At 53.8% G+C, this 24,986-nt stretch carries 18 protein-coding genes; all 18 read left to right on the top strand.

The window, feature by feature from the left end; all coding sequences use genetic code 11:
* The first annotated feature begins 123 nt into the window (after window positions 1-123).
* The 18 genes from KJW29_RS25940 to KJW29_RS25855 all read left to right on the top strand — a co-directional run bounded on the left by KJW29_RS25940 (window position 124) and on the right by KJW29_RS25855 (window position 24,983).
* The gene (locus KJW29_RS25940; RefSeq protein ID WP_214626805.1) at window positions 124-2,595 is read left to right on the top strand and encodes a fibronectin type III domain-containing protein; all 2,472 of its coding nucleotides are present in this window, start codon (window positions 124-126) and stop codon (window positions 2,593-2,595) included.
* A gap of 123 nt (window positions 2,596-2,718) precedes the next feature.
* The gene (locus KJW29_RS25935) at window positions 2,719-4,458 is read left to right on the top strand and encodes a sensor histidine kinase (protein WP_214626804.1); all 1,740 of its coding nucleotides are present in this window, start codon (window positions 2,719-2,721) and stop codon (window positions 4,456-4,458) included.
* A 10-nt stretch (window positions 4,459-4,468) separates the two neighbouring features.
* Entirely contained in the window at window positions 4,469-6,106 is a 1,638-nt protein-coding gene (locus KJW29_RS25930; RefSeq protein WP_214626803.1) for a response regulator transcription factor, read from the top strand.
* 93 nt (window positions 6,107-6,199) lie between these two features.
* A complete protein-coding gene (locus tag KJW29_RS25925) occupies window positions 6,200-7,297 on the top strand; it encodes a glycoside hydrolase family 172 protein (protein ID WP_246608386.1) in 1,098 nt (365 codons plus the stop codon).
* Window positions 7,294-8,196, top strand: a complete 903-nt coding sequence (locus KJW29_RS25920) for an ABC transporter permease (RefSeq protein ID WP_214626802.1) — start codon at window positions 7,294-7,296, stop codon at window positions 8,194-8,196. The genes KJW29_RS25925 and KJW29_RS25920 overlap by 4 nt, the downstream gene beginning before the upstream one ends.
* Before the next feature lie 29 nt (window positions 8,197-8,225).
* On the top strand, window positions 8,226-9,125 hold the full coding sequence (locus KJW29_RS25915) for a carbohydrate ABC transporter permease (RefSeq protein WP_087568243.1): 900 nt from the start codon (window positions 8,226-8,228) through the stop codon (window positions 9,123-9,125).
* A 33-nt stretch (window positions 9,126-9,158) separates the two neighbouring features.
* Entirely contained in the window at window positions 9,159-10,877 is a 1,719-nt protein-coding gene (locus tag KJW29_RS25910; protein WP_214626801.1) for an extracellular solute-binding protein, read from the top strand.
* A 167-nt stretch (window positions 10,878-11,044) separates the two neighbouring features.
* Complete coding sequence (locus KJW29_RS25905) at window positions 11,045-12,736, top strand: ribulokinase (RefSeq protein WP_214626800.1); 1,692 nt, start codon at window positions 11,045-11,047, stop codon at window positions 12,734-12,736.
* 166 nt (window positions 12,737-12,902) lie between these two features.
* Window positions 12,903-13,670 carry an HNH endonuclease gene (locus tag KJW29_RS25900; protein WP_246608385.1) on the top strand — a complete coding sequence of 256 codons (768 nt, stop codon included), beginning with the start codon at window positions 12,903-12,905 and terminating at the stop codon, window positions 13,668-13,670.
* A complete protein-coding gene (locus KJW29_RS25895) occupies window positions 13,657-15,663 on the top strand; it encodes a sensor histidine kinase (RefSeq protein ID WP_246608384.1) in 2,007 nt (668 codons plus the stop codon). Before KJW29_RS25900 ends, KJW29_RS25895 begins: the two co-directional genes overlap by 14 nt.
* Window positions 15,660-17,204, top strand: a complete 1,545-nt coding sequence (locus KJW29_RS25890) for a response regulator transcription factor (RefSeq protein WP_214626798.1) — start codon at window positions 15,660-15,662, stop codon at window positions 17,202-17,204. Before KJW29_RS25895 ends, KJW29_RS25890 begins: the two co-directional genes overlap by 4 nt.
* Before the next feature lie 435 nt (window positions 17,205-17,639).
* The gene (locus KJW29_RS25885) at window positions 17,640-18,971 is read left to right on the top strand and encodes an extracellular solute-binding protein (protein WP_214626797.1); all 1,332 of its coding nucleotides are present in this window, start codon (window positions 17,640-17,642) and stop codon (window positions 18,969-18,971) included.
* A 38-nt stretch (window positions 18,972-19,009) separates the two neighbouring features.
* On the top strand, window positions 19,010-19,882 hold the full coding sequence (locus KJW29_RS25880; protein WP_087568250.1) for a carbohydrate ABC transporter permease: 873 nt from the start codon (window positions 19,010-19,012) through the stop codon (window positions 19,880-19,882).
* A 42-nt stretch (window positions 19,883-19,924) separates the two neighbouring features.
* Complete coding sequence (locus tag KJW29_RS25875) at window positions 19,925-20,794, top strand: carbohydrate ABC transporter permease (protein WP_214626796.1); 870 nt, start codon at window positions 19,925-19,927, stop codon at window positions 20,792-20,794.
* A 488-nt stretch (window positions 20,795-21,282) separates the two neighbouring features.
* Window positions 21,283-22,026 carry a Bax inhibitor-1/YccA family protein gene (locus KJW29_RS25870; protein WP_214626795.1) on the top strand — a complete coding sequence of 248 codons (744 nt, stop codon included), beginning with the start codon at window positions 21,283-21,285 and terminating at the stop codon, window positions 22,024-22,026.
* A gap of 122 nt (window positions 22,027-22,148) precedes the next feature.
* Window positions 22,149-22,499: an MmcQ/YjbR family DNA-binding protein gene (locus KJW29_RS25865; RefSeq protein WP_214626794.1), complete on the top strand. Its 351-nt coding sequence runs from the start codon at window positions 22,149-22,151 to the stop codon at window positions 22,497-22,499.
* Window positions 22,500-22,651: 152 nt separating this feature from the next.
* A complete protein-coding gene (locus KJW29_RS25860; RefSeq protein ID WP_214626793.1) occupies window positions 22,652-23,836 on the top strand; it encodes an S-layer homology domain-containing protein in 1,185 nt (394 codons plus the stop codon).
* 22 nt (window positions 23,837-23,858) lie between these two features.
* Window positions 23,859-24,983 carry a TlpA family protein disulfide reductase gene (locus tag KJW29_RS25855; protein ID WP_214626792.1) on the top strand — a complete coding sequence of 375 codons (1,125 nt, stop codon included), beginning with the start codon at window positions 23,859-23,861 and terminating at the stop codon, window positions 24,981-24,983.
* Window positions 24,984-24,986: the final 3 nt, after the last annotated feature.

Genomic DNA, 24,986 nt, shown 5'->3' with positions numbered 1-24,986 from the left:
GTGCCGGCATAATCGAGATATGTCCACCTGCCTTCTAACGTTTGTCTATTATGCCGAACGGCAATGTTCGGTAAAATAGATGGTATTAATGGCGAAAGGTTGTGGATAATGGTGGTTCATCATTTGAAATTGGTTCTTGTCTGCCTGATTTGCGGCTTGGGAATAATCGCGGTACCGAATGCGGGCAACGCGGCGGCACAAGGTGTGGAAGACGCAGACAATCAAGAGGCCTTGTTCAGCTTGCGTCAATTGGTAAGCGATTACAATGGACCGCTCATTCAAGTCAGACGATCCGACGACCATACGACAATGGATATTTACAGCGACGCGGAAGGCGAACTTGAGCTTGAAGCGCTTCTGGAATTTGTGGGAAGCGCGAATGGTCACGTTGCCGTCTGGTATGACCAAAGCGGCAATGCAGCCAATGCCGTGCAGGCCATCCCCGCCCGGCAGCCGCTCATCGTGAGCGAGGGGGCCTTGCAGACGCTGGACGGCAGACCGGCTATTTACTTCGATGAGTACAATGAGCTGGCTTTAAGCGGTATCGATGTGCCTGCTCCGCTCTCCATAAATGTGGTCGGCAGAACGACGTTCGGCAACGGGAGCCGCTATCTTTTCGACCCGAACGGCGCCGAGCTGTATCGCTGGAACGTAGCGCCGGCGGCTAATGAGATGCGGGTCGGGAACGCCGGTCATCTGCTGCAAGCGCCGGGTCTCGATTTCCGGGAAAGCTTTGTGAGCACTGCTATTATTAACGGCTCTTCTTCCTCCCTATCCCTGAACGGAACAGTCGTTGCCGGCACGATGGGCAGCAAGGGGCTGACGTCTACGGCTACGCTTGGCAGCAATACGGTTGGCGTCGGGCTTGTCGGCTACTTGCAGGAGGCGCTCATATTCGGCGATGCGTTAAGCTCCGTGGAGAGGTCGGCGATCGAAGCGGATCAGACCGGGCATTATTTGGCGCCTAACAAGGCGAGGAAGCTGAAGGCAACTGTTGCCGGCAATCAAGTCACGCTGAAATGGTCGGCGCCGCTCTCTTCCTACGAGCCGGTCACAGGGTACCGGGTCGAGTACAAACAAGCGTCCTCAAGCGCTTGGCAGCTTCATAGCACAACCTCGGCCAGGACGGCGACCATTTCGGGCATGATGGTAGACCAATGGTATGACTTCCGGATTCGCGCCGTCAACAGCTACGGTACGGGACTGGAATCCGATGTGTTGTCCCGCAAGCTGGGCAATGCCTGGGGCAAAATCGCGGACGACTCCGCTGCCTCCAATGTGCTGGCGTCCACCTTGTATTTTCCCGGCAAACCGAACGACAATTATATGACCGCCTATACGGCGCTGCCGCTTGAGACCGAAATGGGCTTTCAGGAAGAAGACATTCGTGTTCAGCTTCGGCGCATGAAGGAGATCGGCATCAATGCGGTGCAAATCAGCTTCTTCGGAGCGGATACGTTAAGCGGCTCCAAATTTCTTCCAATGAATGCTTGGCGCAATCGTACGGACGGACAATTGTTTGAGGACTATGATCGGCTCATTGCTTTAATTGAGGAAGAAGGGCTTTATTTCTACCCGCTGATTGAGACGTCAAGCACCATGTCCTTTTATCTGGACTTTGGCGTCGCGAATCAAAAGCTCGTGGACAGAATCGGCTATTGGGCCGAGCATTGGGGCGATTCGCCGAGCTGGCTGAAGCTGTACAACATGAACGGCGAGGCGAAGCAGGTCGTATCCTTCATCGAATCCGTCAAGATGGAGCCGTATGCGTCATCCTTGTTCGATAACAATTTAACAGACTTAGCGGAAGCCGTCGCATCGGATTACGATATGGAGATCGGATTTGCTCTGGATCCGACAAGACTGCCGAAAGAAACGGAAGGCGGTATACTGCCGGGAGCTTATGGGCCGAAACCTGCAGACTTGGCCGGCAATGCGCATGTGCTGCTCATTCATCCTTGGGAGCTGACAGTCGACGGCAGTACCGAAGAGCAGAGAACGCGCTGGGCGACACGGTTTCTCAAGACGTGGAAGGACGCGGGTTATCCGGTTGCTTCGTTCATGATCGCCGGCTATGATTCGACCAATGTGTTCCCATCCAGCGATGTATATGGAAAAACGGCGCAATGGCGGGCCTTGCAGCAGACGCTGGCCGTAACGGAGCTGGGTTCGGCGGGCGTCACGTTCGGCCCATGGAACGGCTGGACAGAGTGGTTCCACATTACCAAATCCAGGGGAAGCGGAGGCGACGCCAATCTGGCATGGGCTAGGGAAAGCATTCGCATCAATCAGCAGAGGGCGAGCGCTAAACCCGGCTATGTGGAAAACCTGGCCATATCTGCCGCAAGCTCGAGCCTTACGCTGACATGGCAGGCTCCGATTTCGAACGGAGGAAGCGCCGTAACCGATTACGCGATCGCGTTCAGAGCGAATGGCAGCGGCACATGGACACTCTGGCCCGAAAGCGTGTCGGCAGTTACCGGCGCCTATATTACCGGGCTTGCAGCCAATACGCTGTACGAGGTTGAAGTGAGGGCGATCAACGGCAACGGGGGTAGCGAGGGAGCGACAAGAATTTCATTACGCACATTGTAGGCGAACGGCGGGCAGCATCCGTCATCGAAATACCTTCAGCCTAGCACCCGACAGAGTGATGATTTTACTGCTTATGAACTTGTAATGTGTTAGTATACTAGAAAAAATGCTGGGGATTTTCCAATGCGAAAAATATTCCTTAATATGTCGCTTTCCAATAAAATCGTGGCCATGGTATTTACCATGGTCATGATTCCCGTTTTTCTGATGAGCTGGTTGTTTGTCAAGGAAATGCAGCAATCCATCAGACAAGAGGTCAGCTCGAACTATATTCATTTCACGGAACAATATGTCGCCAACTTGAATTACAAGCTTGATATCTACAAAAACCTGCAAGAAACATTGTCTGCCAATCAGACGTTTCAGACCGTTATGCAAAATCAGTACCGCTATGGTGCCCAAGATATGATTTACATCAGCAATCTCTTTTCTTCCGAAATCAAAAACGTCATCTTTTCGGACTACCCGGAAATCTACAATATTATGTTTTACGCCGAAAATCCCGCATTTCCAAGAGACGGCAGGCATGTCGCCAGTCTCGATGTGATGGAGAGCGAATACTGGTTTTCCTCCGTTCCGGAAACCTATATGCTGGAGCCGATTGTTTTTGACTACCGGACGCTTGGATTGAAGAAAAAAATCGTATCGTTCGCAAGTCCGATGAAGGACCTGTCCGCAGACACATCCATCAGGACGCTAGCCTGGCTCAAAATCGATGTGGAGGCGGAGCTTTTTTTCGAGGAAAGCCTGGTCAGAAAGCAATCAAACGAATTTCAATTTGCGATACGCGACAGTCGAAACCACATTTTGTACGCATCGCATGAAACGTTTGCGGCTCGCCTCGACAGCGGCGCCGTGTCTGGTCAAGCCATGGTTGAATTTTTGAATTCGGGCGAGGTTCTGGTGCACGAGAGGATCGAGGCGTTGAACGGCGAGGTTTTGTTTCTGTTTCCCGACTTTGAAATCGAGAAAAAAACCAAGGCTGTGTTCAATAAAGTGATCTTCTTTGTCATTCTCATCCTCATCTTTACGCTGATAATGAGCTACTTGATGTCGCTTATTCTGATGAAGCGGCTGCGGCGTTTTATCAATAAGATGGCCAGAGTTAAGGAAGGAAAGCTGGAAATAGCCGAATATATCGAGGGCAGAGACGAGATCGCCATTATCGACAGCCAATTCAACACGATGGTTCGAAGGTTGGATGAAGTGATTCAGGAAAACTATATTCAGAGCCTGTCCAAAAAGAAGGCGGAGCTGTCGGCGCTGCAAAATCAGATTAATCCGCATTTTCTGTTCAATACGCTCGAATCCATCAATGCGATGGCCACGGTGATGAACGCGCGAGAAATCAGCGCGGTAACGGAAAGTCTCGGCGACATGCTGCGCTACAGCATCAACATAAGCGACTCTCTGGTTCCGCTTCGCGAAGAGCTGAATAATATCGTCCATTATGTCAAAATTCAGAATGTTCGCTTCGACGATCGTTTTCTGCTTTCCATCCAGGTGGAGGAACAACTCCGGAGCGCCAAGGTACTAAAGCTGCTTTTGCAGCCGATTATTGAAAACGCGATACTGCATGCCTTTCGCGGAAGCAGAAGCGTCGGCCATATGGAAGTGACGGCGGAGCAGCGGGACGGGCAGCTGTGGCTGATTGTGACGGACGACGGCGCGGGCATGTCCAGTGAAGAAGTGCGGCAACTGAATGATACGCTTCTCTCCGGGGAGCGTCACGGTCACAGCATCGGATTGCAAAATGTGCATTCGAGGGTCAATCTGACCTTCGGTCAGTCGTACGGATTACGGATCGAAAGCGATCCGGGTATCGGGACCAAAGTTGCGATCGTTGTACCATATGTGAAATAGGAGCGGAGCAATGATGTACAAGGTGCTTGTCGTGGATGACGAGAAGTGGGTTCGCAAAGGAATCGTATTTAAATTGCAGCAATTGAATATGCCGTACGAATGGATTCGGGAGGCTGACGATGGCAGGGCCGCACTGGAGATGATAGATGCGGATTGTCCCGATATTATCATTACCGATGTCAAAATGGACGATATGGACGGCATTTCATTGATTCGGGCGGTCAGAGAGACGGGGCTCGACTTGCGCTTTATGATCATTAGCGGCCATGCGGAATTTGAATATGCCGAGCAGGCGCTCAATATGGGCGTTATGGGGTACTTACTGAAGCCGATCAAGGAAGAACAGTTCCGAGCGGTGTTCTTCAAGCTTTGCGAGGATGTGAGGAGCAGCCGTGAGCGGAAGCAGTCGGAGGCCAAACACGAAATGCAAATAAAGAAGACGAGACAACTGGTCGAGGAGAAAATGTTGAATCACGTCTTGTCGCAAAACAGGGCACAGCATGAGGAGACGTTTCCAAAAGGGCTGCTCGAGGAGTGGGGTTATGCCGACGCGGAGTTGCCGGAGCATCTACGGCAGTTTGACCGTGCCGATATGAAATACACGCTGGTTATCGTCCATATTGATCGTTCCAACTACAACAGCGAACGGTTCCATTACGACGATCTGGGTTTGATCAAATTCGCGATTAAAAACATCGCGGAAAATTTGCTGGCCGACCGGCCTTTTCTAATCGGCAACAATTTGCAAGATTTGAACCAGGTGCATATATTGCTGCAAGCCGGCCCGTCGGATGAGAGCGGTCTACATACCGATCCGTTTATTTTCCGGTTGTTTACAACCGTAACCAAGCTGCTGAAAATAACGGTAACGATAGGGGTCAGCTCACCGCTGGACCGGGTTTCGGAAGAGCTGTACAAGCAGGCTCGAGCGGCGTTGGATTTGCGTTTGATCAAAGGCAACCATAACGTGTTTTATGCCAAGGACGCTTTCTTATCTTCGCGAATGGAAATTCCGGTGGAGCAGCTCAGTCTGCTCGGCAAAGCGATTGAGTTGTCCGATTTCCGCAATGTAGAAGTTATCTTGTCGGAGCTGCTTGCGAACAAAAAGCTAAAGGATGCGTCGTTGCTGGATTTTCGACTCGTTTATATGGAGATTATACGTACGCTGATGCGGATAAGCTCTCAGCAGCAGCTGGATTTGCCAGATTCCCTTGATTTTGATTTTTTAAATATGGATGTGGCAAGACACTTTGATAGGACCGAGGATTTGGTGCAATATTTGTTGACGACGATCGTCACGCTTGTCAAGCCGGGCCATTCGTTGCCAATGGATTGCAGCGCCATTATTCACAACGTCAGGAGCTATATGGTGGCTAATTATGCCGAAAACCTGACAGTGAAGGAGCTGTCCCGCAAGTTTGCCATTAATCCCAATTATTTGTCCACCTTGTTCAAAGCGGAGACGGGGGAAACGTTCGTGAAAGAGTTGACGCGTATACGAATGGAGAAGGCACAGCAATTGCTGCGCCTCACCGGAATGCCGGTATCGCAAATCGCGACAAGCATAGGCTATGACGACGTGCAGTACTTTTACCGAAAATTCAAACAAAGCTTCGGCATCACGCCGCTTGAATACCGCAACAATTGAGTTTCGTCCAATCCGCAACAAAGATTCCTCCATTATGCGCCGGGCCGGCAAACCTTATGATAGATACATCAGAAGTCAGAAGGAGCGATGTAAATGTTTAACGGCCTGGAAACGCATCCGAACAACTTATGGAAATTGTCCGACGCTAGGTCACGATCGATTTCACCGGAGAACCCGACAGGAGAGGTTTCCGGCGGAGCCAAAGCCGAGGCTGATCCCAAGGGACCCGCTCGCGAGCTTGGGCTGGGCTGGAAATGCAGGCCTTGCATATGGGTGAAGCCGGGCGAAACGCTGGTTCTGGCGGATATTCAGGATCAGGGCGCCATTCAGAGCATGTGGTGCGCCGGGACGATCGGGCGGGACTTTGTGCTGCGCATTTATTGGGACGACAACGAGCAGCCTTCCGTGGAATGTCCGCTGTCGGACTTTTTTGCAACACCGTTCGCCTTCATGGACCCGGCGGTCCCGACCAAGGGGCCATTCGCTCAAATCAGCTCGATGATGGTTGCGGTCAATCCGAATCGGGGCATGAATTGTTTCTGGGAAATGCCTTTCCGCAAGCGTTGCTACATGACGCTGGAAAATATTCATCCTTCCCGGGATCAGGTTATCTATTACCAGATCAACTATGCGCTGACCGATGTGCCGGACGATGCCGCGTATTTCCACGCTCAGTTCAGACGGCAAAATCCGCTGCCCTACGGAGAGGTGTACACGATCGTGGACGGCATTGAAGGACAGGGGCATTACGTCGGTACCGTTATGGGCTGGGGCATCAACAACAACGGATGGTGGGGCGAAGGGGAAATCAAGTTTTATATGGACGGAGACGATGCCTTTCCCACGATTTGCGGAACGGGAACGGAAGATTATTTCGGAGGCGCGTTCAATTGGGACGTCGACGGTCAATACCGGACGTATACGACGCCTTATATGGGCATGCATCAAGTGCTTGCTCCGGACGGGCTCTATCAATCGCAGCACCGGCACGCCATGTATCGCTGGCATGTTGTAGACCCGATCCGCTTCCGGAACGATCTGAAGGTGACCATACAGGCGCTCGGCTGGCGGGATGAAGGTCGCTTCTATCCGGGAACGCATGATATCAGCTCGGTCGCCTTCTGGTACCAGGCCCAGCCGGCCAAGCAATTTCCGCCTTACCCGACGCGCAACGAGGTTGAGATTGTATGAGATTGAAGCAATTGTGGAAATACAAATATTTGTATCTGTTTTTATTTCCCGCAATCATTTATTACTTTATTTTTGCCTATATTCCGATGTATGGCATTACGCTCGGGTTCAAGGAATTCCAATTCAACAAGTCGATATGGGAGATGCCTTGGGTGGGCATGCAATACTTTGACCAATTCATCAACTATTACAAATTTTGGGATCTGATTCGCAACACGCTGTTTATCAGTTTCCTGAAGCTGCTGTTCGGTTTTCCCGCCGCGCTCGGGCTGGCGCTGCTTCTGAATGAAATTCGAAGCCGTTGGTTCAAGCGGATGATCCAGACGGTATCGTATTTGCCTTTCTTCGTGTCCTGGGTCGTGGTCATGACGCTTTTTTCGAAAATATTGTCGCCGAACGCCGGCCCTATCAATGAGCTGAAAACAAAATGGTTTGGCGGAGATCCCATTTTCTTTATCGGCGATCCGTCTTGGTTTCACTCGATTGTGGTATTGTCGGACGTATGGAAACACGTAGGGTGGAACACGATCATCTTTCTGGCTGCCATATCGGCAATCAATCCCGAGCTTTATGAGGCTGCCAGCATGGATGGCGCCAGACGGTTCCAGCGTATGTGGTATATCACGTTGCCGAGTATTCGGCCGATTATCGGCATCATGCTGATCTTGTCCATGGGAGGGCTCATGAGCGCGGGCTACGAGCAAATCTATCTGATGCGGCAGCCAAGCAATCTGGCGGTATCCGAAATTCTGGATACGTATATTATCCATATGGGCTTGCGGCAGGGCTATTATAGCCTGGCTACGGTTGCCGGCATGTTTCAGGGAGTCGTTTCCCTCGTCATTATATTTGCGGCCAACTCGATTTCCAGGCGCGCGTCGGGAGTTTCCCTATGGTAAGCGCCCAAGGAAAGGAGGAGGATCGTTAATTGGTCTACAAAGAAACGCTCGGCGAAAAGTGGTTTACGATAAGCAACTACCTGTTTCTTATTTTGTTCGGATGCAGTACCGTCTATTTGTTTTTTTACATTCTCGTTCTTTCTTTCAACGACGGCATAGACGCGCTCAAGGGCGGCATCTATTTCTGGCCGAGAGAATTTACGCTGGCCAACTACCAGACCGCATTCGGCAATCCGAATATTATGAGCGCTTTCCGCCTTTCGGTGCTTCGCGCAGGCGTGGGAACGTTTCTGTCGGTTTTGCTGACGTCCATGGCGGCGTACGCGCTGCTTAGAAAAGATTTGCCCGGCAGAAAATATATTATTTTCTATTGTTTCTTTACGACGTTGTTCAGCGGCGGCATCATACCGCTCTATATGCTGTACAAGGAAATCGGACTTATCAACTCGATCTGGATTTACATCATTCCGGGTATGTACAGCTTTTTCAATATCATTATTATTCGAACGTACTTCGAGAACATTCCGCACAGCTTGTCGGAATCGGCACGAATGGACGGCGCAGGCGACTTGCGTATTTTCTTCCAGATCTACTTGCCGCTCTCCAAGCCTGTACTGGCTACGATCGCCTTGTTCGTAGCGGTCGCGCATTGGAACGACTGGGTGACGGGGGCGTTCTTCGTGAACAATCCCGACTTGATACCTGCGGCAACGCTGCTGCAGAAGGTGCTTGCCGAAACTTCGTTCGAGGCCAATGCGATGCAGCAAAGCATGAATTCGGATTTGATGGCCAAAGCGGTCTCGAATACGACGCCCGAAGCGCTCCGAATGGCTTTTGTCATCATCGTGACGATTCCGGTTCTATGTGTCTACCCGTTTCTGCAGAAGTACTTTGTGCAGGGCGTTATGATCGGTTCAATCAAAGAATAAGGGAGACATTCATCCCTTCAGGAGGTACGGTCCATGAAAAGTTGGTTGAAAAAAAGCTTCTCGCTTGGCCTTGCGATGTTGATTTGCTCGGTTGCCATATTAGGCTGCACGAACGCAAACAACGGCAAAAACAATGACCCCTCGACGTCTGCTTCCCCCGGCGCGGGTTCGCAAAACAACGCAAGCGGAGAGGGGAAACCGGAGGAAGTGACGCTGAAGCTGCTGGTGGCCTGGCAAGGGCTGTCCTTCCTCGCGCCGTCCGATCTTGCGAACAATCCGGTGGCTCAGATTATTAAAGAAAAAACGGGCGTTACACTCGATGTCGAGTGGATTACGATTCCCGAAATCGAACGGCTCAACTTGCTGTTCGCCACGAACAACATGCCGGACATGGTCATGGCTCCTTATTGGGGCGGCCAGGATGTCCATACGGTCGCGATCAAAAAAGCGGCGCGCGAAGGTCTTATTATGCCGTTGAACGAGCTGATTGAGAAGTACGGTTCCAATATGAAGGACGCCTTCAATGTTGGAGTCGCTTCCGACTTCAGGGAAAACGATCTGGAGGACGTTTCGTTCAACGGAGAGCGTTATTTGCTGCCGATGCATACGCCGCTAAGCCCCGAAGATACGACGCAATGGGCGTACAATGTATTCGTCAGAAAAGATATTCTCGAGGCGCTCGACGTGAAGCCGTCCGATATTCGCCATTCCGAGGATCTGTATCCGTTGCTTAAGCAAATTAAGGACGGCAATTTTACCGATACGGCAGGACGCCCCGTTATACCGTCCGGAGCATGGCAGAACGGCTGGAACTACGGTTCGATGCTGAACTCCTTTACGGAGAACAACTTTACGGCATTCACCAAGATTGATGAGCAATATCGTCTTGGCATTTTCTCGGAATTGACCGACAAACGAGTGTTATTCATGCGGAAACTTGTGACAGAGGGACTGTTTGATCCTGAGGCGTTCCGCCAGAACGACACGGTCGCGAAGGAAAAGATGGCGACGGGCCGCGTAGCGGTGGTGAGCGCGCATTATCCGCATATGAATACCGTGCTGAGTCAGTCGCTGTACGTGGATCATCCGGAGATGGAATATGTGCCGGTAGGGCCGATCGCGGATGCCAACGGCGACAATACGATGGTCGAATCCAAAGTTCTGAAGGGACAATCCGGCGTGCCCGGGATGTTCATTGGCGCCGATTCGAAAAATGCGGAAGCGGCCATGCGTTATCTGAACTTTATTAACAGCGAAGAAGGCAAACTTCTGGTGTATCTTGGCGTTGAAGGAGAGCACTGGACGAAGGATGCCGCAGGTCAGCCGAAACATACGGAGAAATTTTTGGAGAGCGTGAAGAGCGATCCGAGTTATGCCGTCAACCAAGGAATTGGCAGCGTTTATACGCTCGGCGTATACGGATTGCCGAACCGGATGTTCCAGGCGGCAGGCGACGCGGCTCAAGTCGACGAACTGTACGAGACATCGAAAGAGGTTTACGGGCTGACGGTTGTGGACGGCTACCGCTTGAGTTATTTCAATAACGAATATCCGGAATTCGACAAAATTCAAACGTTGCTGGACAGCAATACGCAACGCGATGTCATCGAAAGCGCCTATTTCGCCGCAAGTGACGAGAAAGCGCTCCAAATCTTGAATGATTACCGCAGTCAATTGATCAAGGGCGGCGTTCAGGACTACGAAACATTCATGAACGAGAAAGCGAAAACCAGAGACGATATCATTCACTAAGTTCAGGACGAGCCCCTAATCGTAGACGTCGGATATGCACTGCGGGTGCGTAGCCGGCAAATGCGATCAGGGGTATTTTACTTTGTCACAAGGCGAAACGAGCAATATAGAGAAAGTAAGGCGAAATTTCATACTTTCCTATATTATAAAAAAAGGGGGAAGATAGAATGGGCAACAAGTATGCAATCGGCGTCGACTACGGCACGCAGTCGGGCAGGGCGGTACTGGTGGATTTGGCGGACGGGGCGGAGATCGCGGAGCATGTGACGCCATATCGACATCATGTCATCGACGAGGCACTGCCGGCAAGCGGCATCAAGCTGGAGCATGACTGGGCGCTGCAGCATCCGCTGGATTATATCGAGGTGCTGGAGACATCGGTTCCGGCGGTTATGGAGGAATCGGGGGTTGATCCCGCCGATGTGATCGGGCTTGGCATCGACTTCACGGCATGCACCATGCTGCCGATCGATGCGGCGGGGCAGCCGCTGTGCCTGCAGGAGGCGCACAAGGACAATCCGCATAGCTGGGTGAAGCTGTGGAAGCATCATGCGGCGCAGGACGAGGCCAATCGGATCAACGAGGTCGCTGCGGCGCGGGACGAGAAGTGGCTGGCGCGTTACGGCGACAAAATTTCATCCGAATGGATGCTCGCCAAGGCCTGGCAGATCCTGAACGAAGCGCCGGAAATCTATGAAAAGGCAGATCAATTCTTGGAAGCGGCGGATTGGGTCGTTGGCCAAATGACGGGCAACTTTGCCCGCAATAGCTGCGCGGCGGGCTACAAGGCAAACTGGCATAAGGCGGAAGGTTATCCGAGCCGCGAATTTCTCGCAGCGCTTGATCCGCGCCTGGCGGAGCTGACGGAGACGAAGCTGCGCGGCAAGGTGGAGCCGCTCGGTACGAAAGCCGGCGAGCTGACGCCGGCTTTCGCGGCGCGTATGGGGCTTGCGGCGGGAACGGCGATTGCGGTCGGCAATGTAGACGCGCATGCCGGCGTGCCGGGCGTTGGCGTCGTTACTCCGGGCAAGCTTGTCATGGCAATGGGCACCTCGCTTTGCCATATGCTGCTCGGAACGGAGGAGAAGGAAGTCGAAGGGATGTGCGGCGTGGTGGAGGACGGCATTATTCCCGGTTACTACGGCTATGAGGCCGGTCAATCGGCGGTTGGCGATATTTTCGAATGGTATGTGGAGGAGGCGGCTCCGGCTTATGTGTTTAAGGAAGCGGAAGCGGCTGGCGAACATGTGCATGCGTACCTGACCCGCAGGGCTGAGGAGCTTGCGCCGGGACAATCCGGCTTGCTGGCGCTCGATTGGTGGAACGGCAATCGTTCCGTACTCGTCGATACCGACCTGACGGGCGTGCTGCTCGGGATGACGCTGCAGACGAAGCCGTGGGAAATTTACCGCGCGTTGCTGGAAGCGACGGCGTTCGGCACGCGTAAGATTGTGGAGGCGTTCCATGCGAGCGGAGTCGAGGTGAACGAGCTGTACGCCTGCGGAGGGCTGCCGCAGAAGAACCGTCTGCTGATGCAGATATACGCCGATGTGACGAACCGCGAGATCAAGATCGCGGCATCCAAGCAGACGCCGGCCTTGGGAGCGGCAATGTTCGGCGCGGTGGCTGCAGGCGCGGAGAAGGGCGGCTACGACAGCATTGTCGACGCGGCGGCTGCAATGGCGCGCGTGCGCGAGGAAACGTTCAAGCCGAACCCGGAGAGCGTTGCGCTGTACGACAAGCTGTACGAGGAATACAACCGCCTTCATGACTACTTCGGACGCGGCGACAATGATGTTATGAAACGGTTGAAAGCGGTAAGAGAATCGGTCGGAGGAAACCGTACGTATGTCCAATAAATGTGAAATCCGAATCCATAACTGGCAGCGATAGACGTCGGAGGGCGTATCGCCGTCCGCAGGCAGGTCCTCAGAGCTGCGGTATTTCTCTGAGGTTCCCGCAAATCCTCCAATCCCTTGCCTCCCGAACATGCAGGAAATGGCCCCCATATGCTATACTCTACGTATGACTACCGAACATTCCGAACCCAACCAACATCCACATATAGGCACGAAGTTGTGCGCGCAATGCGGCGAGATGAAGCCGCTTAACGAGTTTTTGCGCCGCACGGGGCGCCGCGCGGGCGGACAAGGCCGGCGCGGCACTTGCCGGGATTGCCGCCGCGGGCGGCAATCTGTCGAATCGCTCCCTGCCAAAGGAGCGGTCCGGCATCCGCAGCATGCGCCGAAATCGGAAGCGGCCCAGCCTTCTGCCGACCAGGGCTCTCAAGCGGCTTCCTCGAGCGACCCCGCGACGCGCAAGCAGCGAGGACGCGGGCATAAGAGGCGGCCCGCCGCCCAGCCCAGATTGCTGGCGGAGCCGCCGAAGCGCGGCACGCATGATCCCGCGGACGCCTCCTACCTGCGAACGACCGCCAGCGGCTTCATCCGCATGCGCGGCAAGACGGATAACGGCCGCCGCTGGTATCAGGAGGTCGAATTGGAGCTGGCGCAAATTCTGGTGCGGGAAGGCGCGGCCGTCGTCGTTAATCGTTCGACGATCAGGCGTCTCTACAGCAATAAGGAATTCCGCAAGCTGATCCTGACACGAGACAACTATACATGCCGCTTCTGCGGCCAATACGGCGATACGATCGATCACGAGCTGCCGCGCGCGAAGGGCGGTCACACGACGCCGTCGAACTGCATCTGCGCGTGTTACGAATGCAATCAGCGCAAGGCGAACAGGGACGTTGACGAATTCCGAAGCTCGCTGGAGGATGAATTCGTATAAGGGCGTCGTGCCGCAGTTGAGCGCGTCAATCGGCAAGCGGGCGTCATGGGAGTTGCGTGGCGCCCTGTTTGCCAATGGCTTAAGGCGACTGAAACGGAGGATGGCTATGGAGAATTGGCTGGGACGCTCGCTAAAGCACAAGCTGTCGTTATTGATTATTATTTCGGTGCTGGTCCCGGTGCTGTCTCTCGGGTTGTTCTCCTACAATATAGCCGCGGGGCTGACGGAAGAGAAGGCGCAGAGCTCGGGGATGAACACGCTTCGCCAGATCGGCGCCTATCTGGAGAACATGGTCACCGACGTCGAGAACCAGTCCTTATTCATCATCGGCCATCCTGACGTACAGAACTACTTAAGGACACCGGAGCAGGATCTCTTCAAGCAGACCTCCATCATCGGTTTGTTGACTACGTTGTCCATTTCGAAGCCGTATATCGCGAACGTCATTATCGAACCCGACGCGGACAAGCCGTCCGTATCGTTTAAGTCGGTGGTGGGCTCCGAATTCAAGGATATTAAAGAAAGTATTCCGAACTATTACGCGACGCATCCCAAGTGGTGGTCGGCGGTTCATCTTCAGGTAACCTCCGATAGCAGCAATGAGGTTATTACGATGTCTCGTCCCATTCGCAGCACGCAAAGATATTTCGACCTCGGCATGCTCAAGATCAGCTTGCTGCAATCCGTCATTTCCACTCATCTCAAGCAGGCCGGTCTGGAGGGCGGCGGCATCGTGCTGCTGCTCGACGGCAACAATCGTATTCTGGCTGGTCCGGACGGGTATTCCACGGAGCTTGGATTGGAAGACTATTATCCCGGGATCAGCCCGTTCCATGATCTGTCGGGTTCTTTCTACTATGGCGAGAATGCGGACCGCAAGTCTGTGTTGCATCATTCTATGGAAGCCGTGGAGTGGAAGCTTGTCGGAATTACGCCCGTGCAGTCGTACAAGGCCGAGAATCGGTACTTCCTGACGCTTACCGCTATAGCCGTCAGCGTCGCGATGGTCTTCGTCATTGCCTTCGTCTTATTCCTTATTCAAAAGGTGACGAACCCGCTGTCGCAGCTCACGCGGTTTTTAAAGCATGCAAGCCCGGACGAGCCGCTGCCGACGCTGCCGGTCGAGACGGTCGACGAGGTCGGACAGCTCATTATTACGTATAATCGGATGAGCTCGAAAATCGTAAATCTGACCGATGAGGTAAAGCGGAACGAAGCGCTTAAGAAGGAAGCGGACATGTCCGCGCTGCAGGCGCAGATCAACCCGCATTTCCTGTACAATACCTTATCGTCCGTGCATTGGATGGCCCTGATGAAAGGCGAATCCAAGATCGCCGACATGGTAGGCTCGCTTAGCGACTTCTTGCGCTTTAGTCTAAACAAAGGGCAGGAATATTGCGCGATCAGCCAGGAGATTCTGCACATCGATCATTATGTGAATATTCAGAGCATCCGCTACCCCGACAAGTTCGATTACGAAGCCGACATTCCGTCGGAACTGCTGGATCGCCGAATGCTCAAGCTGCTGCTTCAGCCGCTGATCGAAAACGCGATGCTGCACGGTATTCTCACGAGAGAGGGCAAGGGCCGCATTGGGGTCAAAGCGTGGGAGGAGGGCGAGATCATTACGTTTTCCGTCACGGATAACGGTGTTGGCATGAGCCCCGGGAAGCTCGAGGAACTGAGGGAGAGAATCGATCATCGGGCCGCCCTGCATTCTCAGGATGGGTCGATGGAGAACGCCCCTGCCTCTACGGGCAGCAGCTACGGTCTTCGCAATGTGCATAACCGGCTGCTGCTGCATTATGGACCCGAGTCAGGCTTGATTTTGGAGAGCCAAGAAGGCGTGGGTACGAAGGTGACGTTCTCGATCAAGCCATCGTATGTTGCGCGGGACCAGGAGCGCGAGCTGGAGCGGGAGAGGCAGCAGGAGGCAAATGAATCAGCCGTATCGTTAACAGGGGATTCCGAGGGAAAGGGGGAACGTAAATGAAGCTGCTTATCGTGGACGACGAGGTTATCATACGAACGGGACTAAGCACCGTGATCCAATGGGAGGAGAACGGTATTACATTGCTGACGCCTGCCGCATCCGCCGAGGAAGCGCTGATGCGCATTCCGCTGGAGAAGCCGGATATCGTGCTGACCGATATACGAATGACGGGCATGACGGGACTGGAGATGTCGAATGCCATTAAGCGCGATTATCCGTGGATCGAGATTGTCGTCCTGTCCGGCCACGACGATTTTTCCTATGCCCAGCAAGCGATCCGGAACGGGATCGGTGATTATTTGCTGAAGACAAGCCGTCCGGGAGATATTATGTCCGCGGTTATGAAAGCCCGGGGCAAGATCGCCAGCAGCAGGGCTGCCGTGCAGGAAGGGCAAGCCCATCAGACGGCGTTTCGCTGGAAGCTGCTGGACGGGCTGCTCCGGGGAGGGCATACGCCGGAGGAAGCGGAGATCGATGAAGTATTGTCCCATTATCCGGAGCTGCGGCTGGGATCGGATTGGGAGACGCTGGAGCTCTGGATGATAAGCCCGGGCGAATCGCTGCATATGAAAGAACAGCTTAAGCAACCGCTGCGCTTGATCGGAGACAAGCTTAAGGACTCGCTAAACTGCGCCATTTTGGACTGGAACAACGGCTGGCTGATCTTCTTCCGATCAGGGCAGCCGGCAGCGGGGAGAACGGTGCGCGCGGCGATTGACGCTGTTGGGCGTGCAGCCGAAGCGCCCATTTTTACGGTCATCGGCAAACGAGCCGCGGGTCTCGTGGAGCTGCGCGAGTCGCTCAGAACCGCAGAGCAGACTGTGGCGTATCGCTGGCTGGCCGGCGGAAGCGGCGTGCTGGACTACGAGGAAATCAAGGATCGGAAAGGGATGCGCGCCGTCTGTTCCCAGGAGGAAGAAGCGGCGCTTATCGCGGTGCTGCGCGGCGGCAGCGAGGAAGCTTTGCGGATCTGGATTCGGGAGATGCTTGCGGCCATTTTGCGAGACCCCGAAGCCACTCCGGGCACGATGACCTCGTATTTGCATTCGTTGCTCGTCGCAGGCGTGCGCTGGCTGGAGCGCGCGGCGGAATCCGTCGGCCGGCCGACGCCGTCTATCGCCAGCATGGAAGACACGAATGAGAAGAGGCTTGCGGAATGCCCCGAAGAGTCGCTGATTCGAGTGTTGACAGAGGTTCTCTCGGAATACAAGCGGCTAAACGGCGGGCGAAGCGATGCGATCGAGCGGACGCTCGCCTACATCCGGGAGCATCTGGACCAGAGCTTGACGCTTGCCCAGGTCGCGGCGAACATTCATATGAATCCCAATTATTTCAGCAAGCTCTTTAAGCAGGAGACCGGCAAAACGTATATCGAATACTTGACGGAGGCCCGTATGGAATGGGCGGCGAAGCTGCTCCGAGAGACGCCCGCGAAGGTTAGCGAAATCGCAAAGCGGGTAGGCTATGAGGATATGAAGCACTTTAATCACCTGTTCAAACGGCATACCGGCGTAACGCCTTCGCAGTTTCGTCAAGGGTGAACGCACGAGTGATCAGTTACGGGGCATTGAAGAGGACAGGGAGCAGCGGATTGGCGCGGAATATAAAAAAAGTCTTGTACCCATGCATCTAATCGATCAGGCGAAACGATTTTCGTCTGGATGTTAGATGTTTTTTTGCGTAATACTAACGCACGATAAGAAATAAATAGATGATTGCGTTTACTTGTGTGTAAGGTTTTAACTCATCCATAATAAGGATCTTTCATGCGAGGGAATAGGTCAATAGGGGACAACGGATAAGGCGGACTCAGAGCGTTCGATAGTCTAAAGGTTGATTATTCAGCATTGGAAGCGATGCCATATATTTGGGGTCAGGTGAATTTTCACCCTATTGGGACTGAAGATTCCCCCCTACGCCGATGAGGGTTTGCCCACTATACTTAGATTACATTACATGGAGGGGGATTAAACGATATGAAAAAACGACTTTCCTTAATTGTCAGCGTTACCACGATGTTAGCTTTAATGACAGCTGCTTGCGGAGGCGCCAATGAGCCATCCAGCAACGGAGGCAGCGGCAACGCCGGCGGCGAGAAGGCGAAAATTACGGTATGGCACAACTTCTCTGGCGACGACTTGCGCGCCAAAGCGGTTAGAGAGCTAATCGAAAATTATAAAACAAACAACCCGAACGTAGAAGTGGACGCGCAGGCCATTCCGGTCGACGGATACCGTCAACGTCTGAGCACGGTTGCCGCAGCTAACGAAATGCCGGACGTGTTTTTCGTTTACGCGGGCAGCCAATCGCAAGAATTTTACGATGCCGGACTTCTGCAGCCGATTACGGAGCTGGCGGACGAAAACCCGGATTGGAAAAACAACTTCATGGAAGGCGCGTTCGACCGCTTCTCCTTCGAAGAAGGCCAAATCTACTCCGCTCCGCTCGCGATGTCCGCGACTTCGTTCCTGTACTATAACAAAGACCTGTTCGAGGCAAACGGCGTGACGGTGCCGACGACTTGGACGGAGCTGATGGCTGCCGTTAAGACATTCAACGACAAAGGCATCACGCCGATCGCATTGGGCAACAAAGCGCCGTGGGTGGCGCAATCGACGATCATCGGCTCCCTGGCTGACCGCGTTACGGGAACAGAGTGGTTCCTGAAAGCGGTTAAGGGCGATGGCGCTTCGTTTACGGATCCGCAGTTCGTAGAGGCTCTAAGCAAGTTTAAGGAGCTTGTAGACAACAAAGCGTTCCAAGAAGGCGCAAACAGTATCGACAATACGCAGGCCGAGCAATATTTTGTACAAGGCAAAGCAGCTATGATGGTATCCGGCGCATGGACGCTGACAAATCTGGCGGCATCCGCAACGGATGAGCAGATTGCTCCGATCGAAGTGACGACGCTGCCAGCCATCGAGGGTGGAGCAGGCGCGGCAGGCACGATCTCCGGCGGCGCTGGCGGGGGCTTTGCGCTCAGCAAGAAGACGACAGGCGCGGCCAAAGACGCGGCGCTGGATCTAATCTACGCGGTCAGCGGTCCGGATGGGCAGAAGGCTATCGCGGAGAGCAACTCCATGGTTATGTATAAGATGGAGCTGGACGAGTCCAAAGTCAGCCCGCTGTACTTCAAAGCGTTCAACCTGGCCAAAGAAGCCGGCATCACGCCGGTATATGACGCTTACCTCTCCGCGGAAGCGGGAGAAGCCATCAACAATGGTCTGCAAGGGCTGATGATGGGCGACAAACCGGAGGACATTGCTAAAAAGCTGCAAGACGCGCAAGTTCGCTCCACTCAGCAATAGTATCAATCACACTCTAGCTATCCAAGGAGGCTGCTGTCATGCCTGCATCCCTGCGCAGTAAAAGCTTCGTCGTATTGGCGCTGCTTCCTGCTCTGCTGATATTCCTGGTCTTCGCCATCATCCCGATTTTCTGGTCCGCCTACTACGGCTTCTTTGATTGGAAGGGGCTTGGCGCCGCCAAGTTCATCGGGCTGAATAACTACGAAATGATGCTGCAGGATCCCATATTCTGGAGGGCGCTGAAGAATAACCTCATTCTCGTCGCGTCGGCGATCATCGGCCAAGTGCCGATCGCCCTCCTGCTTGCCCTGCTGCTCCTGAAAAACTCCTGGTTCAACCGGATTCTCCGGTCTGCCGTCTTCCTGCCGATGGTGCTGTCCACAGTCGTGGTCGGCCTCATCTGGGGGTATATCTACCATCCGCAGATCGGCCTTCTGAACCAAGTGTTGGAGGTGCTGGGACTGGACTCCTGGACCCGTGCCTGGCTCGACGATCCGAAGATCAATATGTTTGCGGTGTCCATTCCGATTAACTGGGCGAATATCGGCCCTTATCTGATCATCTTCATCGCCGCTCTGCAGAACATCTCCTCGGAGATCGGCGACGCGGCGAAGATCGACGGCGCCATTGGCTGGAGAAAGCTGTTCTACGTTACGCTGCCGATCATCTGGGGAACGGTCGTCGTTACGATCGTGCTGTGCATCTCCGGAAGCCTGAAGGCGTTCGACCACGTCATCGTCATGACGGGCGGCGGTCCGGCGCAATCGACGGAACTTCTTGCAACGTACATGTACAACAACAGCTTCACCATCTATCGCTACGGTTACGGTTCTGCCGTATCCACGATGATTATTTTGATCAGCGCCTTGCTCATTGGGCTTAACTACATCATTACGAAGAGACGCGGGTAATGGGCATGGCTAATCAGCACCCGGATGAAGGAGTGATAGACGATGCAAGGAACGACTGACGTCCGGTCCCCGGATTCGAACGGCTCGCTCTGGCGGAAGCCGGTTTCCGGCGTGGTCAAAGCATTGCTGCTCGTATATGCGGCCGTGACTTTGTACCCGCTGTATTGGTTGATGATCAGCGCGTTCAAGTCGAATCAGGAATTTTTTAACCGTCCTTATGCCTGGCCGCAGAACTTCCAGATTGACAACATAACGAGAGCCTGGGATCTGGGAAAGATGGGTCAAGCGTTAATCAACTCGACCATCGTAACTTTGGCGGCGGTCGTGCTGACCATCGTGCTGGGCACGCTGGCGGCATACGCGCTGGAGCGTTTCACTTTCAAGATGAACAACGTTATAAAGGGAATCTTCTTGCTGGGCATGCTGATCCCGATTCACAGTACGCTCGTGCCGCTCTTTATCTTTATGAACAAGATCGGCTTGCTGGATACGTACTGGTCGCTTATTCTGCCGTACACGGCATTCGAGCTGCCGATCGCGATCTTCCTCGGCATGGCTTACCTGGCTTCGATTCCGAGAGAAGTAGAGGAAGCAGCGATGATCGACGGCAACGGCTGGTGGGGCGTGTTCGGACGCATCATCTTCCCGCTATGCTTGCCGGTTATATCGACGGTTACCATCCTGGCGTTTCTGCGCTTCTGGAACGACTTCTCCTTCGCGCTGGTGTTTATCAACTCGCAAGCGCTGAAGACTTTGCCGCTCAGCCTCTCGCTTTTCTCGGACGGCTTCGGCACGGACTACAGCTTAACCATGGGGGCGATGTTTATCGCTGTCATCCCGACCATCGTCATCTATCTGATCTTCCAAGAGCAGATCATGAAGGGTATGGTCGCAGGCTCGGTCAAAGGTTAATCGCCTTTGTCCGGGCTTTTTTTTGTGCGGGGGTACGGGCTCGCGGGCGCCTCGTTGTGCTGGGGGTGCGCCGAGGCGAAGGCGCTATAATGGCAGGTTGCGGCGTGTCGAATGCGTTATGCCGGCAAGCAGCGTCCGACCTTACTCGATGGCAACTGCAAACGCGCGGTGTAACGGACACAGACGACTCTATTCGGGGCAAATGGGGCATATGCGAAAGCTAACGGACAAGAAAAGCGCTATTGTACCAATATGAGGTCTACCCAGGGTATTTGTACACACATAACGTCTCTCCTGTCCGTAAAGATTCGAAACAGGCGAATTTCGCGGAAATAGTGCCATCTGTGTCCGTTAGCGCTCGCAGGCTCGCACCGTGCTGGGGGTCAAGGATATGGTTTTCCTGCAGGAAAAGTCGCATAAGGACATGATGTCAGAACTGTAAGAATATGATACGATAGGACTAATCTATCCGAAGAGGTGATCATGGCGTGTTAGGACGCAGCGGCAATCCCACGTTAAGAGATTCAACGTTCGAAAAGACAGGCTCGCTCGTCAGCGGAGAACGCATGACGATCGAAGGCACTGTGAACAAAATGTTCATTACGCTCGCCATCCTGCTAGGCGGCGCATTCGCTTCCTGGAGCATGTACGCGAACGGACAAACGAACATTATGGCGCTGGCCATCGGCGGCGCGATTGCGGGCTTCATCCTGGCGCTTATTATCAGTTTCAAGCCAACGGCGGCCCCGTATCTGGTCCCTGTGTACGGCGCGGTGGAAGGGCTGTTCCTGGGAGCTATTTCGGCTCATTTTAATTCGCTGTATGACGGTATTGTGATGCAAGCGGTGGCGCTGACGATGTGCGTATTTATTGCATTGCTGGTCGCGTACCGCTTCCGCATCATCCAAGCGACGAAGAACTTCAAGCTTGGCGTATTCGCGGCTACGATGGGCGTTATGCTGCTGTACCTGCTGAGCTTCGTTCTGGGTTTGTTCGGCGTCACGATTCCTTACCTGCACGAGAGCAACTGGATCGGCATCGGCATCTCCGTCGTAATCGTTATTATCGCGGCGCTCAACCTGGTGCTGGACTTCGACTTCATCGAATCCGGCGCAGAGCAAGGCGCTCCGAAGTATATGGAGTGGTATGGCGCGTTCGGCTTGCTCGTGACTCTCGTCTGGCTGTACATTGAGATTCTCCGTCTGCTTTCGAAGCTGGCGAGCAGAGACTAATTACGGCGGCAGCCAGCCGTACATATGGAGCAGAGAAGCGGGACGGCGGTCCCGCTTTTTTTGGCGTTTTGACCATGGCGTATCCAATCATCCAATCCTACAGAAAGCAGAGGTGTGCGGGAATGAAGAGAGCGGAACTGACGGCGTATTGCAAAGGGTTAAATGGCGCGATGGGGGACTATCCGTTCGGGCCGGATCCGCTGGTCATGAAGGTCGGCGGCAAAATGTTTGCTTTGATCGGAACGAATGGAAGCGTGGATAATATCTCGCTGAAATGCGAGCCTCATATGGCGGAGCTCCTGCGAATGGAACATGAAGCGGTAAAGCCGGGTTACCATCTCAATAAAAAACATTGGAATACCGTTACGATAGACGGTTCGGTCCCGGATAACGACATCAAAGAGATGATCCGCCACTCTTACGAACTGGTCGTCAAAGGGTTGACGAAAGCGCAACGGGCGGAGCTTGGCTAAGCTTGGATAAGGATTACAGCAAGCAGATGTCGGTGATCATTGTTGCTGGCTCAGAAAGATCCCTTGAAAAGCTTGAAGGGAAAATGAGGGATTTTGTCGAATGAAAATAAGGATGTCGAAAATAAAACGAGACGGTAGAGGTGGACAAGTTGTTGAAGAGATGGTTGCTGCTCACGGTTGTTCTATTGCTGATGAGCATGGGGACGGCTGCTTACGCCGCCGAAGGCGAAGCGAAGTCGATGACTCACGGGGAAGTATTGTTCGAACTAGGTTTGATTAACGGTACAAATGAAGGGTTGCAAGAAGATCGGGAGATCAACCGCGCCCAGATGATCGCGATCGTGAACCGTCTGAGCGAGCGCGAAGGCGACAAACCGTTCGCTCCGCCGGCCGTGCCGACCTTCTCCGACGTGCCGAAGACGCACTGGGCGTATGCGGATATCGAGAAGGCGTACGCAAATGGCGTCACGACGGGAATCGGGCAAGGCAAGTTCGGCGTGGGCAACAAAATCACCCACCAACAAGCCGTTACCCTGCTGGCTCGTACGGCCGGCTACGAAATCGATTATGCAAACGCGGTCGAAGAAGGTTGGGACCTTGGCATTTGGCTGGACGCGGATAAGCCGGCAACGGCAAATCTGTATCGGAGCGATGTATTCGAGCTGATGGTATCCACGCTCGCGTTGTCGATCGATGAAGAGGAAGAATTGTACTTCTTCCATTTGATTCCGTCCATCAGCCAAGAGCATCGCGACTGGCTCATGAGCGACGCGAACATTTACCTATACAATCCGATGATGCAAGATTTTGTTTACGAGCCGATTGCCGACAGTTACTCCGGCGACGATGAGGGATATGCCGAGGCTTCCCGGAGACAGTTTGAATATACGACCGAGGTTGCCAAAGTTCTTGAGCTGTACAAAGGGGCAAGAGATGAAGCGGCATTCGATGCTTTCTTTAAGCAGGCTTCCGGCGGCAAATCATCTATTGCAATGCCCTACGAGTGGAGCTCCTTTGAGCTTGACGGCGAGTGGGGAGAGTTCGGATACTACGGATCTACCCGTGCCGAGTTGACTGCAGACGGTGTATTTGCCGGCACGATTGAAGCGACGGAAGGAAACGACTACCTCGAAGCCGAGACGCTTAGCGTATGGCAATACGGGACGGTTACGGTGGACGGCAAAAAGGTAACGCCTTATTATGTGCTTATGGAGCTTCCGCTTGGATTCGAGGATGATTTCGAATTTTATGAACTATTCGTCCTCGTAGACGACCAAGGCGTCTACAAGGCAGCTGCCGTAGGTTCGCACGGCGATGGCGTATACGTAAGGAAGTAGACAAGGAACGGGAAGGACGTGAATGGCAGTGACGAATCTGCAGCTTGGCTCGCTGGTGCTCAATGCGGAGCTTCTGGTCGTATTGGCCGCAGGTCTTATGGGGTTGTTTGCGGTCCGATTGCGGCTTAGAGGGCGAAGCGAGCGGGATACGTCTCCTGCCTGGAACGCGATAGGGATATGGATTGCGGTCTGGAAGGGAAGCCTCCTTCTCACTGATGCGGTTGCCGTTATTCGGCAGCCTCTTTCTTTGCTCTATTATGACGGCGGAACGATCGGCTTCTGGCTTGCTTGCGTGTGCGGATTAACCTATCTCCAATATCGTTATGGCAAAATGTATGGAGCAGCCGATGCCTGGAGAATTACCGGTGCATTCGCAGCAGGCTGGAGTACGGTCTATTTGATGGCGATCATCATTCTGGACAGGGCTTCTGCGGGGTATGCGCACTGGCTGGGCATGTTTGTGTCTGCAACAAGCGTATTCCTGCTGGCCGGAATATGGCGGATTAGGCCAGGGAAAGCGGCAGAAGAGGACCTCGGAGAGGGAAGCGCCCGTGCGGAAAGCGGTTTGCGGCGAATGGCCGTTCCTGGCGCCGGGCTGGCGCTACTGCTGGTGTTAGTCAGCTATATGGCGTTCGATCAGACGGAGCGGCTGATGGAGCGGATCGAGAACCGCAACGGTAATTCGGGCGTTGGAGCGCGGGCGGGAAATATCGCACCGGCTTTTGAATTGAATAACTTATTGGGAGAAGAAGTCGCGCTTGCAGATTACAAGGGGCGGACGGTGCTCGTCAACTTCTGGACGACATGGTGCCGGGTGTGTATGACGGAGATGCCGCATGTCCAGAAGTTGCATGAAGATTATATGGAGCAGGGCGGGGATGTAGCGATTCTGTCCGTCAACGTGACGAGCCAGGAGCAAGGCGAGGAACAGGTGCGGCAATACGTAGAAAAGCGGTCGCTGGACTTCCCGATCGTATTGGATCGGCGAGGCAGGGCCGCGGACGATTACCGCGTAGCGGCCTATCCGGCTACCTTCATCGTAGATGGAGACGGCATCATTCGCGAACGTTTCCTTGGCGCGATCAGCTACGATGATATGAAGAAGCGCATTGAGCGCGTACGCGACAAGTATCCTGTAGAACAATAATGG

This window comes from Paenibacillus agaridevorans, from assembly GCF_018604145.1.
GTDB lineage: Bacteria > Bacillota > Bacilli > Paenibacillales > Paenibacillaceae > Pristimantibacillus > Pristimantibacillus agaridevorans.
Note: the sequence above shows the minus strand (reverse complement) of the source record. Positions and strands in the feature narration are given on the sequence as shown.

What these genes read in the sequence shown, in the direction of transcription:
- KJW29_RS25935 (WP_214626804.1), top strand. Translation starts at nt 2,719, where the DNA reads ATGCGAAAAATATTCCTTAATATGTCGCTTTCCAATAAAATCGTGGCC.
- KJW29_RS25930 (WP_214626803.1), top strand. Translation starts at nt 4,469, where the DNA reads ATGATGTACAAGGTGCTTGTCGTGGATGACGAGAAGTGGGTTCGCAAA.
- KJW29_RS25925 (WP_246608386.1), top strand. Translation starts at nt 6,200, where the DNA reads ATGTTTAACGGCCTGGAAACGCATCCGAACAACTTATGGAAATTGTCC.
- KJW29_RS25920 (WP_214626802.1), top strand. Translation starts at nt 7,294, where the DNA reads ATGAGATTGAAGCAATTGTGGAAATACAAATATTTGTATCTGTTTTTA.
- KJW29_RS25910 (WP_214626801.1), top strand. Translation starts at nt 9,159, where the DNA reads ATGAAAAGTTGGTTGAAAAAAAGCTTCTCGCTTGGCCTTGCGATGTTG.
- KJW29_RS25905 (WP_214626800.1), top strand. Translation starts at nt 11,045, where the DNA reads ATGGGCAACAAGTATGCAATCGGCGTCGACTACGGCACGCAGTCGGGC.
- KJW29_RS25900 (WP_246608385.1), top strand. Translation starts at nt 12,903, where the DNA reads ATGACTACCGAACATTCCGAACCCAACCAACATCCACATATAGGCACG.
- KJW29_RS25895 (WP_246608384.1), top strand. Translation starts at nt 13,657, where the DNA reads ATGAATTCGTATAAGGGCGTCGTGCCGCAGTTGAGCGCGTCAATCGGC.
- KJW29_RS25890 (WP_214626798.1), top strand. Translation starts at nt 15,660, where the DNA reads ATGAAGCTGCTTATCGTGGACGACGAGGTTATCATACGAACGGGACTA.
- KJW29_RS25885 (WP_214626797.1), top strand. Translation starts at nt 17,640, where the DNA reads ATGAAAAAACGACTTTCCTTAATTGTCAGCGTTACCACGATGTTAGCT.
- KJW29_RS25880 (WP_087568250.1), top strand. Translation starts at nt 19,010, where the DNA reads ATGCCTGCATCCCTGCGCAGTAAAAGCTTCGTCGTATTGGCGCTGCTT.
- KJW29_RS25875 (WP_214626796.1), top strand. Translation starts at nt 19,925, where the DNA reads ATGCAAGGAACGACTGACGTCCGGTCCCCGGATTCGAACGGCTCGCTC.
- KJW29_RS25865 (WP_214626794.1), top strand. Translation starts at nt 22,149, where the DNA reads ATGAAGAGAGCGGAACTGACGGCGTATTGCAAAGGGTTAAATGGCGCG.
- KJW29_RS25855 (WP_214626792.1), top strand. Translation starts at nt 23,859, where the DNA reads ATGGCAGTGACGAATCTGCAGCTTGGCTCGCTGGTGCTCAATGCGGAG.